This window comes from Actinotalea ferrariae, from assembly GCF_019733465.1.
In the GTDB taxonomy this organism is placed as follows: Bacteria; Actinomycetota; Actinomycetes; order Actinomycetales; family Cellulomonadaceae; genus Actinotalea; species Actinotalea ferrariae_A.
Window position 1 is genome coordinate 1 of record NZ_JACVQL010000245.1, and the last position, 10,138, is coordinate 10,138.

10 protein-coding genes are annotated in these 10,138 nt (G+C 75.3%); 1 reads left to right on the forward strand and 9 read right to left on the reverse strand.

All coding sequences use genetic code 11. From position 1 onward, the window contains the following. The 3 genes from ICW40_RS16815 to ICW40_RS16825 form a co-directional block, all read right to left on the reverse strand. The coding region (locus ICW40_RS16815) for a DUF7134 domain-containing protein (RefSeq protein ID WP_221655161.1) at positions 1-595 on the reverse strand (595 nt) is incomplete at its 3' end. 71 nt (positions 596-666) lie between these two features. Next, positions 667-1,509, reverse strand: a complete 843-nt coding sequence (locus ICW40_RS16820) for a phytanoyl-CoA dioxygenase family protein (protein ID WP_221655162.1) — start codon at positions 1,507-1,509, stop codon at positions 667-669. Positions 1,510-1,570: 61 nt separating this feature from the next. Beyond that, on the reverse strand, positions 1,571-2,182 hold the full coding sequence (locus tag ICW40_RS16825) for a DUF488 domain-containing protein (protein WP_308121876.1): 612 nt from the start codon (positions 2,180-2,182) through the stop codon (positions 1,571-1,573). 186 nt (positions 2,183-2,368) lie between these two features. On the opposite strand from ICW40_RS16825, the gene ICW40_RS16830 reads away from it, so the two are divergent. Then, a complete protein-coding gene (locus ICW40_RS16830; protein ID WP_221655163.1) occupies positions 2,369-2,659 on the forward strand; it encodes a DUF4287 domain-containing protein in 291 nt (96 codons plus the stop codon). A 25-nt stretch (positions 2,660-2,684) separates the two neighbouring features. Here ICW40_RS16830 and ICW40_RS16835 read toward each other — a convergent pair whose 3' ends face one another. From ICW40_RS16835 to ICW40_RS16860, 6 genes are all read right to left on the reverse strand, one after another. After that, complete coding sequence (locus tag ICW40_RS16835; protein WP_221655164.1) at positions 2,685-4,808, reverse strand: iron ABC transporter permease; 2,124 nt, start codon at positions 4,806-4,808, stop codon at positions 2,685-2,687. A gap of 7 nt (positions 4,809-4,815) precedes the next feature. Then, positions 4,816-5,808, reverse strand: a complete 993-nt coding sequence (locus ICW40_RS16840) for an ABC transporter substrate-binding protein (protein WP_221655165.1) — start codon at positions 5,806-5,808, stop codon at positions 4,816-4,818. A gap of 121 nt (positions 5,809-5,929) precedes the next feature. Then, positions 5,930-6,724 carry an ABC transporter ATP-binding protein gene (locus tag ICW40_RS16845; RefSeq protein ID WP_221655169.1) on the reverse strand — a complete coding sequence of 265 codons (795 nt, stop codon included), beginning with the start codon at positions 6,722-6,724 and terminating at the stop codon, positions 5,930-5,932. 368 nt (positions 6,725-7,092) lie between these two features. Next, entirely contained in the window at positions 7,093-8,475 is a 1,383-nt protein-coding gene (locus ICW40_RS16850) for a GntP family permease (protein ID WP_221655166.1), read from the reverse strand. Positions 8,476-8,505: 30 nt separating this feature from the next. Further along, positions 8,506-9,138 (reverse strand): gluconokinase, encoded by a 633-nt coding sequence (locus tag ICW40_RS16855; RefSeq protein ID WP_308121877.1) that lies wholly within the window; start codon positions 9,136-9,138, stop codon positions 8,506-8,508. A 22-nt stretch (positions 9,139-9,160) separates the two neighbouring features. After that, on the reverse strand, positions 9,161-10,138 hold a 978-nt coding region (locus tag ICW40_RS16860; RefSeq protein ID WP_221655167.1), incomplete at its 5' end, for an aminotransferase class I/II-fold pyridoxal phosphate-dependent enzyme.

A 10,138-nucleotide genomic window follows, 5' to 3' on the forward strand; every position in this document is an offset into this window, starting at 1 on the left:
GCCCCAGGCCCCAGGCCGCGAGCACGACGGCGACGAGCGCGGTCGGCAGCAGCAGTCGCCACGGGGCGTCCGGCACGGCGTCGCCCGCCCACTCCTCGGGCCGCCACAGGCGCGCCGTCGCGAGCGCGGCACCGACGAGGCCCGAGCCGAGCGCGAGCGCCGGCCACGGGTGCCGGGTCCGCGAGGCGGCCGAGTAGAGCAGCACGGTGAACGCGAGCGAGCTCGGCAGGAGCACGGGCGGGACGCGCTGCCCGGTGACGCCGACGGAGCCGTCGCCCGGGAGGTCCGGCAGGACGACGAGCACGAGCATGGCCGCGCAGCACACCGCGTACGCCGCGCGCGGCCAGGTGCGGCGGCCGGCCACCGCGAGGTGCAGCGCGACGACGGCCACGACGAGGGCCGCGCGCACGTCGCCCGGTGCGCCGTCGGCGAAGACGATCGACGTCGTGCCGAACGCGACCCCGAGCGCGACGGCGAGCCCGGCGTCGGGCAGCCACGGACGCGCGCGCACCCACGCGTCGAGCCCCGCCGGCGACGCGTCGCGCCGCGGCGCCGACCGCCCGGCGCTCCGCTCGACGTCCGTCCCGCTGCCCACGGGGCGACCGTACCGACCGGCACGACGTCGACCGTCACCCTGCAGGATGACGGCCGTACGCCGCGGAGCGGCTACTCGGCCGCGCCCATCACGAGGCCCTCGATCGTGTGCTTCTGGGTGATCGGGGTCAGCTCGTCGACGACGGGGCAGTGCAGGTGGTCGCGCACCTCCTGCGGCAGGGCGGCCCAGTACCCCTTCGTCACGGCGAGGTCGTGGTGCTCGGCGTTGCCGGCGCCCGGTGCGTCGACGCCGAGCACGAGCACGGGCCGGTGCTTCTGGGAGTGGTTGGTCGTGCCGCGGTGGATGGTCAGGGCCGACCGGGCGGAGATGTCCCCGCGCTGCGGCATCTTGCGCACGGCGAGGGACCGGTACCGCTCGTAGTGGCTCCTGGGCGGGAACATGCCGTGCTCGAACTCGGGGCTGTCGTCCCACTGCGTGCCGGGTGCGATCTCGAACGGCCCCATGTCCTCGGTCGTGTCGACGCACGTGAGGTTGAACGCGAGCGACGTGAGCCGGTGGTCGCGACGCGTCTCCTCGGGCATCGGGAAGTCGCGGTGCCAGGGCTGGTCGACCGCACCCGGGTACGGGGTGTCGAACCCGACCTCGACGATCTCGTAGTCGTCGCCGAGCACCGCGCGGCAGATGGTCGTGACCCACGGGTGCGTGACCAGGTCCACGAAGCCGCGCAGCTGCTCGGGGTGGATCTCGACGTACCAGCGGTTCGGGCCGCGGCCGACGGCGCCGTCGGGCCGGCTGCGTGCCTCCTGGAACGCCGCCTCGACGTCCTCCGCCATCCGGTCCGCCCACTCGGGCGAGAACGCGCCCTTGAGCGCCGTGATCCCGTCCGTGTACAGCGCCTCCACGAGGGGCGCGGGGTCGATCGTCCCGGTCGTCGAGCTCTGGTCGATGGCCACAGGGTTCCTCCGTCGTCGCAGGTCCGGCCAGTCTGCGCCGAGCCCCGGAGGCAGGCAAGGCTCAGCCGCCCGACGGCGCTGCGTCGTAGACGAGGCCGCGCTCGGTCACGCGGGCCCCCGCCGCGGGGCGGTGCGGCGCGAGTCGACCGTCGTGGCCCAGGTGCAGCACGGGCACGTCCCGGACGAGCACCGCGACGTCGCTGACGAGGCGCCGGTGGCACCGCCACCAGACCGTCTCGCTGCACATCACGGCGGTGCGCTCCGCCGGGGCGCCGGTGACCACGTCCTCGAGGACACCGTCGAGGGCGGCGCGGAACTCGTCGGTCCGCGTGTGCGCCGCGTACGCCCGGAAGGCCTCGACCTGCCACCAGGCGTCGGCGTCGCCCTCGGCGGGGTCCGTGCTGCGGCGCCCGCCGAGCCGCGGCTCCCAGCGGTAGCCGATCCCCGCGGCGGGCAACCAGCCCTCGAGCTCCTCGCGCGCGACGTGCGGGTGGCGCCGGCTGCCTGGGAAGCGCCGGACGTCCACCAGCTGCGTCACGCCGGCGCCGCGGAGCACGTCGACGATGCCGTCCTGGCCGAGGGTGCCGTGGCCGAACGTCAGCAGGGCGGCACGGTCCTCGGGCACGCCGACCAGCGTGCCACGGCTGCGCCCGCGGACGCTCCCCACCGTCACCCCGCCACCGTCGACGCCCGCCGCCCACGCCAACGCCGACGCCCACCGTGGACGCCGTGTCGTCCGATGTGCCACCGTGCCGTTGGCCGCACCGGCCGCACCGCCCGCACCCGGTTCCGGAACCGACTCCGCGGACGGGGCGCCGGATCCGTGCCAGAACTCAGGGCGACGCGACGAGGAGACGAGATGTCCTTCCAGGCGTACCTCGACACCATCGAGGACAAGACCGGGCTGACGCCGCGCGAGCTCGTGGCGATCGCGCACGAGAAGGGCCTCGACGGCCCGGGCGCCAAGGCCGGCCCGGTCGTGGAGTGGCTGGCCGCCGACTACGGGCTGGGGCGCGGGCACGCGATGGCGCTGTGGCACGTGATCTCGAAGGGCCCGCAGATCAGCACGAAGCACGTGGGCACCGACGGCGTGCACCGCGACGAGTCCGACACGCTCTGGCTCGACGGCAAGGCGACCCGGCCCCGCTGACGCGCCCTCGGCCGAGCCGGCGTGCTCAGAGGCCGACGGAGCGGCGCGTCCGCCAGAGCAGCCACACGAGGTACGGCGCGCCGATCATCGCGGTCACCAGGCCGGCCGGGATCTGCCCGGGCGCGATGACCGTGCGCCCCAGCGTGTCCGCGACGCTCACCAGCAGCGCACCGAGCAGCGTCGCCACGAGCACCATGCGCCGGTGCGTCGACCCGACGAGGCCGCGAGCGAGGTGCGGCGCGACGAGCCCGACGAAGCCGACGACGCCGGCCGCCGAGACCGCCGTCGCGGCGAGCAGGGCGGCGCACGCGAGCAGGACGAGCCGCGACCGGCCCAGCGCCACTCCGAGCACACGCGGCGTGTCGTCGTCGAGCGCGACGAGGTCCATCTCGCGCCGCGCGCGCAGGACGACGGGCACGACGACGGCCAGCGCCACGACCACGGGCAGGCTCTGCTCGAGCGAGCGCCCGTAGGTCGATCCGGACAGCCACGTCAGGGCCATCACGGCGTTCCACGGGTTCGTGATGACGACGATCATCGTGATGACCGCGTTCGCGACCGCGCTCACGCCGACGCCGACCAGCACGAGGCGGTCCGAGCTCAGCCCCCGGCGGTGCGCGAGCCCGTAGACGAGCGTGAACGTCAGCGCCGCGGCGACCGTCGCGGAGCCGGTCACCGCCCACAGGCTCGCGCCCGGGACGAGGACGAGGAGCAGCACCGCGCCCACGCCGGCGCCGCCCGTGATGCCGAGCAGGCCCGGCTCGGCGAGCGGGTTGCGGCAGACGGCCTGGACGATCGAGCCCGACAACCCGAGGGCGGCCCCGGCGACCAGGGCGGCCACGACCCGCGGCACGCGCTGGTCGAGCACGAACGTCACGCCCTGGCCCGAGACGCCGCGCAGCCAGTTCGCGACGTCGCCGGTGAGCAGCATGGTGTCCCCGAGCAGGAGCCCCGCGACGGCGGCGGCCACGACGAGCGCGGCGACCACGGCCGTCGTGACGACGACGCGTCGGAGGGTCCGCGGCGCCCCCGTGCCGGCGGAGGCGGTCGTGGGCCGGGCGTCGTCGCGCAGGCGACGCGCGAGCCAGACCAGCACGGCGGCGCCGAAGAGCGTCGTGACGACGCCGGTCGGCACGGCGACACCGCTGGTCCCCGGGACGAGGAGGCGCAGCAGGATGTCCGCGGCCAGCACGACGGCGCACCCGACGAGTCCGGCGAGCGGGAGCAGCACCCGGTGCCGGTGCAGACCGGGGACGAGCGGAGCGAGCAGCCGCGCGATCACCGGCGCGCACAGCCCGACGAAGCCGACGGGTCCCGCGATCGTCACGGCGGTGGCGGCGAGCAGCACGGCGACGAGCACGGCGACCACGCGGGTGCGGCGGACGTCGAGGCCCAGCACCGTCGCGGCGTCGTCGCCCAGGCCCAGCAGGTCGAGCCGGCGCCCCAGCACCACGGCCGCTGCGAGACCGGCGACGAGGACGGGCGCGACCTGCGTCACCGTCTGCAGGTCGGTCTGGACGATGGACCCGGCACCCCACGCGAACAGGCCCGCCGTCTCCTGCGCGAAGAGCAGGAGCAGCAGCATGGTCACCGAGCCGAGCGCGAGCATCGTCGCCGAGCCGGCGAGGACGAGCCGCGTCGGGCCGGTGGCGCCGCCCCGCGCGATGGCGAGCACCAGACCAGCGGACGCCAGGCCGCCGACGAAGGCCAGCAGCCCGTTCACGGCGAGCGGCAGGCTCAGGCCGAGCACGGCCGCGACGACGACGGCGAGGTAGCCGCCCGCGTTGACGGCGAGCGTGTCGGGCGACGCGAGCGGGTTGCGCGCGACCGACTGCAGCACCCCGCCCGAGACGCCGAGCGCGAGCCCGACCGACAGCGCCGCGAGCACGCGCGGGAGCCGCGACGCGACGAGCACCGCGAGCGCCTGCTCGTCGCCGCCCGCGCGCCCGGTGGCCAGGCGCACGAGGTCGAGCGCGTCGACGTCGGACGTGCCGAGCGTCAGGTCCACGACCGCCAGGACGACGACGAGGGCCGCAGCCGCCGCGAGCACGGCGACGACACGGAGCCGACGCACGGGCCGCGCGGGCGAGGCGCCCGCAGTCCCGGCGGGCACCTCCCCGCGCGCGTCGGCCAGGGCGGTCACGGTCACCGGTCGGTCACTCGGTCAGGGCGGCGACGGTCGCGTCGATGAAGGCCTCGCCCGAGGCCGGACCGCCGAACATCCAGATGCCGTCCGGGATGCGGTGGACGTCGCCCGCGGTGACGAAGGGCAGCTGCTCCCAGATGGCGTTGCCCGCGAGGCCCTCGGCGAACGGGTCCGCCTCCGAGTCGTTGGCGGCGTAGAGGAAGTGCACGTCGCCCAGGCTGGTGAGGCCCTCGACGTCGGTCGACGCGAGGCCGTAGTCGGCGTCGCCCTCCTCGGTCCACGCGTTCTCGAGGCCGAGCTCGGCGGCGATGGCGCCGAGGTACGAGCCGGGCGTGAACATGCGGATCGAGATGACGCCGTTGTTGTCCCAGCCGTCGGCCATCGTGAACGGAGCGCCCTCGAGGCCCGCGTCGGCGAGCGCCGCGGCGCCCTCCTCGAGCGCCGCGTCGAAGTCGGCGATCAGCCGGTCGGCCTCGTCCGACGTGCCCGTCGCGGCGCCGAGCGTCTCGAGCGTCGAGCGCATGTAGCCGAGCGGGTCGCTCGCGTCCGAGCCGCGCAGCGCGATGACCGGGAAGGACTCGGCGATCTGGTCGAGGACGTTCTCGGGCAGGTCGGTGGTCGTGACGACCAGGTCGGGCTTGAGCGCCGCAATCGCGTCGAGGGAGGGCTCACCGCGGAAGCCGACGTCGGCCACGGACTCGTCGATCGGGACGACCTGCGCCCACGTGTTGTACCCCTCCGGGTCCGCCTGGCCGATCGGCTCGACGCCGAGCGCCAGGAGGTTCTCCGTGAGGCCCCACTCGAGCGACACGACGCGCTCGGCGGGCGCGTCCAGGGTCACCTCGCCGCGCTCGTCGGTCACCGTCACGGGTCCCTCGCCGGCGGACGACGACGCGCTCGCCTCCTCGGTGTCCGTCGCGGGCGCCTCCGTCGTGCCGCACGCGGCGAGGGAGGCGACGGCGAGGGCCGCGAGGGCGGGCAGGGTCAGGCGGAGGCGGCGCATGGGTGTCCTCATGAGGTCGGATGGGCGTGCGATGGGCGTGCGGGAACGGCGTGCTGGGTGACGGCGTGCTGCTGAGGGTCGTACTCGGGAGCCGGCCGGCTGCAGGTGAGCCGGCTGCGGGTCAGGCGGGTTCGGGGGCGCGGGCGCGCCGCGCGGTGTGCCGGCCGACGGGGTGGGTCCGGACGCGACCGGACTCGTCCGTCGTCACGTCGATCCGGATCCCGTACGTCCGGGTCAGCGCGGCAGCGGTGAGCACCTCGGCGGCAGCGCCGGTGCCGACCACCTGGCCGCGGTCGAGCAGCGCCACGGTGTCGGCGACGGCGGCCGCCTGGTCCAGGTCGTGCAGCACGACGCCGACGGCGACGCCGTGGTCGTCCGCGAGGTCCCGGACGAGGTCGAGGATCTCGACCTGGTAGCGCAGGTCGAGGTGGTTGGTGGGCTCGTCGAGCAGCAGGACGCCCGTGTCCTGCGCGAGGCACGACGCGAGCCACACGCGCTGCAGCTCGCCGCCCGACAGCTCGTCGACCGCGCGCTCGGCCATGCCGGCCACGCCCGTCACGGTCATGGCCCAGGCCACGGTGCGGGCGCCGTCGGGATCGGCGGCCCGCCAGCGGCCGCGGTGCGGGTGGCGGCCGTACTCGACGACCTCGGCGACCGTGACGCCGCCCGGCGTCGGGCGGCTCTGCGACAGGAGCGTGACCAGGCGCGCGAACTCCCGCGGGTGCAGCGCGAAGGCGTCCGCGTCCGCCGCGGCCAGCCGCACGTCGCCCGACGTCGGCCGGTGCAGGCGGGCGAGCGAGCGCAGGAGGGTGGACTTGCCGCTGCCGTTCGGCCCGACGAGCGCCGTGACCTCGCCCGCGCGCAGCGTCAGGTCGGCACCCCGGACGACCGGCACGTCGTCGTACGCCAGGTGCAGGGCCCGCCCCTCGAGCGCGACGTGCCCGACGGCGACCGTGCGCGCGCCGGCAGGACGGGCGAGCGGCGCCTCGACGGGCGCGACGTCGACGACGTCGGACTGCGCTGTGGTCACGCGCGAAGGTTAGCCATACCTAAGTCGCCGGCGCAAAGGTCGGTCGCGGACCGGACATCCCGGGCACCCGCACCCCGTCCGTCCCGGCCCGTCCCGGCCCGTCCCGTCCGTCCCGCCCGCGTCCTGGCGCACCCGTCTCGAACAACGGTGCAGACTCACCGCGTCCGGATCCCGGCCGTCTGCACGGATGTTCGTCAGGGCGCGCTCGTCGCGGCGCGTTCGTGAGGCGCGCGTTCGTGAGAGGCGGGCGGCGGTCAGCCGAGGACGAAGAAGATCGAGGCGATCGCGAAGCCCATGAGGCCGATGATCGTCTCCATCACGGTCCACGTCTTCAGGGTCGTCTTGACGTCCATGCCGAAGAACCGGCCGACGAGCCAGAAGCCCGAGTCGTTGACGTGCGACGCCATGACCGATCCCGCGGCGACCGCGAGGACGATCGCGGCGAGCTGGATCCCGCTGAAGTCGCCGCCGGCCACGGCGGGCTCGATGAGCCCGGCAGTCGTGATGAGCGCGACCGTCGCGGAGCCCTGAGCCACGCGGAGCAGCGTCGAGATCAGGAAGCCCGCCACGATGATCGGCAGGCCGAGGTCGCCCAGGGCGTCCTCGAGGGCCGCGCCGATGCCCGACGCCCGGAGCACGGCGCCGAACATGCCGCCGGCGCCGGTGATGAGGATGACCGAGCAGACGGGGCCGAGCGAGGACTCGAGCAGACGCTCGATCTGGTTCTTGTCCCGCCCCCGACGGCGGCCCATGACCCACGCCGCGACGAGCACGGCGATGAGCAGCGCGACCGGGGTCGACCCGATCGCGCGGAGCACCCCGACCCAGGTCGCGTCGCCGTCGACCACGCCTGCCGCGCGCAGCGTGTCGAGGCCCGTGTTGATGAAGATGAGGACCAGCGGCAGCAGGAGGACGCCGATGACCGTGCCGAGGCTCGGCGGGTTGTCCGGGTGGTCCTCGTCGGCCTTGCCGAGCAGCTCGGGCACGGGCAGCACCCACTTCTTGCCCGCCCAGATGCCGTACATGTAGGAGCTCACGAACCAGGTCGGGATCGCGACGACCAGCCCCAGCAGGATGACCAGGCCCGTGTCCGCGCCGAGCAGCTCGGACGCCGCGACCGGCCCGGGGTGCGGCGGCACGAAGACGTGCATCACCGAGAACGCGCCCGCCGCGGGCAGGCCGAAGGTCAGCACCGACCCACCGAGGCGCCGGGCGACGGCGAAGACGATCGGCAGCATGACGACGAGGCCGGCGTCGAAGAAGATCGGGAAGCCGAAGATCAGCGAGGCGACGCCGAGCGCGAGCGGCGCCCGCTTCTCCCCGAACCGCGCCACGAGCGTGTCCGCCATGACCTTGGCGCCGCCGGACGTCTCGACCATCCGGCCGAGCATCGCCCCGAGCCCGACCAGGAGCGCGACCGATCCCAGCGTCGTGCCGAAGCCCGTCGTCAGCACGGTGACGACCGAGCCTGCGGGCACGCCCGTCGCGAACGCCGTCAGCAGCGAGACGAGGATCAGCGCGACGAACGCGTGCAGCCTCAGCTTGATGATGAGGAAGAGCAGCAGCGCGATGGCCGCCACCGCGATGCCGAGCAGGGGCCCCGCCCCGAGCGTCTGTTCCCAGTCCTCAGGTGGCACGGCTCCCCCTCGAGTGCGATCCGGTCCGGATCAGTCGGTCGCGCCGGTCGGCGTCCCCGTGGTCGCGCCGGCATCGCTGCCGGCCGAGTCGCTGTCGGCCGGGCTGTCGGCCGAGCTGTCGGCAGGGTCGCTGGCGGTAGCCGCCCGCAGCCCGAAGGCCTCGACCGTGCGGTCGGCGACGACGTCCGGCGGCACGTCGACGACGATCGTGATGCCGTCCTCGTCGTCGCCGAGCGGCTGCAGCGTCTGCAGCTGCGACGGCAGCAGGGTCGGCGGCATGAAGTGCCCCTTGCGCCCGCCCATCCGCCGCTCGATGACCTCGACGGGCGCCGTGAGGTGGACGAAGTGCACGCGCCCCTCGGCCGCGCGCAGGACGTCGCGGTAGCTGCCCTTGAGCGCCGAGCAGGTGACGATCGAGCTGAGCCCCGCGTGCGTCTGCGCCGTGAGCCAGTCGCGGATCGCCTCGAGCCAGGGCCACCGGTCCTCGTCCTCGAGCGGCGTGCCGGCGGTCATCTTGTCGATGTTCGCCTGCGGGTGGAACTCGTCCGCCTCGGCGTACGGCCAGCCGAGGCGCTCCTGGAGGAGGGTTGCCAGCGTCGTCTTCCCGGAACCCGAGACGCCCATGATCACCAGATGCTGCACGCCCGCCTCGCCCTCCGTCACCCGCCCACTGTGTCGAAGTCGTTCACATCCGTCCACCGCTCGCAGGCCCGTCCGCGTCGCGTGCGGCCGCGCGCACCGCAGCGGCGAGCCGGTCGACGGCCTCCTCGACGCGCGCGTCGGCCAGGTTCCCGTACCCCAGCACGAGCGAGCGCGACCGGTCCGCGGGCTCCGCCTGGTACCGACGGAGGTCGACGACGGCGACGTCGCGCCGGGCGGCGTGCCGCACGACGTCGGCCGCGTCGGGCGCGTCGTCGCCCAGGTGCAGGACCAGGTGCAGCCCGGCGGCGAGACCGCTGGCACGCGCCCCGGGCAGCGCGCGGGAGAGCGCCGCGAGGACGGCGTCCCGCCGGCGCCGGTACCGCGTCCGCGTCGCGCGCAGGTGGCGGTCGTAGGCGCCGCTCGCGAGCAGCTGCGCGAAGGTCAGCTGGTCGACCACCGAGGACCCGGCTCCCTCGCCGGCGGCCTCGACGACCCTCCCGCGCCACGCTTCGGGCACCACCGCCCAGCCGAGCCCGAAGGCGGGGGCGAGCGTCTTGCTCAGCGACCCGAGCAGCAGGACGCGCTCGGGGTCGAGGCGCTGCAGCGCCGCGACCGGGCGGCGGTCGTACCGGAACTCGGCGTCGTAGTCGTCCTCGACCACGAGCCCGTCGGCCACGCGTGCCCAGGCGAGCACGCGGGCGCGGCGCTCGGGCGCCAGGGCTGCTCCCGTCGGGAACTGGTGCGCCGGGGTGAGCAGCACGGCCCGGGCACCCGTGCGGGCCGCGGCGGCCTCGAGGGCGACGACGTCGACGCCGTCGTCGTCCACGGGCACCGGCACGGGCTCGAGCCCGGCGCGCGCGGCGACCGTGGCCAGGACCGGCCAGCTGGGGTCCTCGACCAGGAGCTGCGTGTGCCCGGCCGCGGCGAGCGCCTCGGCGACCGCCGCCATGCCCTGCGTCGCGCTGCGGAGGAGCACGACGGCGTCGTCCGGCGCCTCGACCATGCGCGCGCGGCGCAGGTG

Excerpts from the sequence above, each read along its gene's own strand:
- ICW40_RS16830 (WP_221655163.1), top strand. The coding sequence starts at position 2,369 with ATGTCCTTCCAGGCGTACCTCGACACCATCGAGGACAAGACCGGGCTG.
- ICW40_RS16840 (WP_221655165.1), bottom strand. The coding sequence starts at position 5,808 with ATGCGCCGCCTCCGCCTGACCCTGCCCGCCCTCGCGGCCCTCGCCGTC.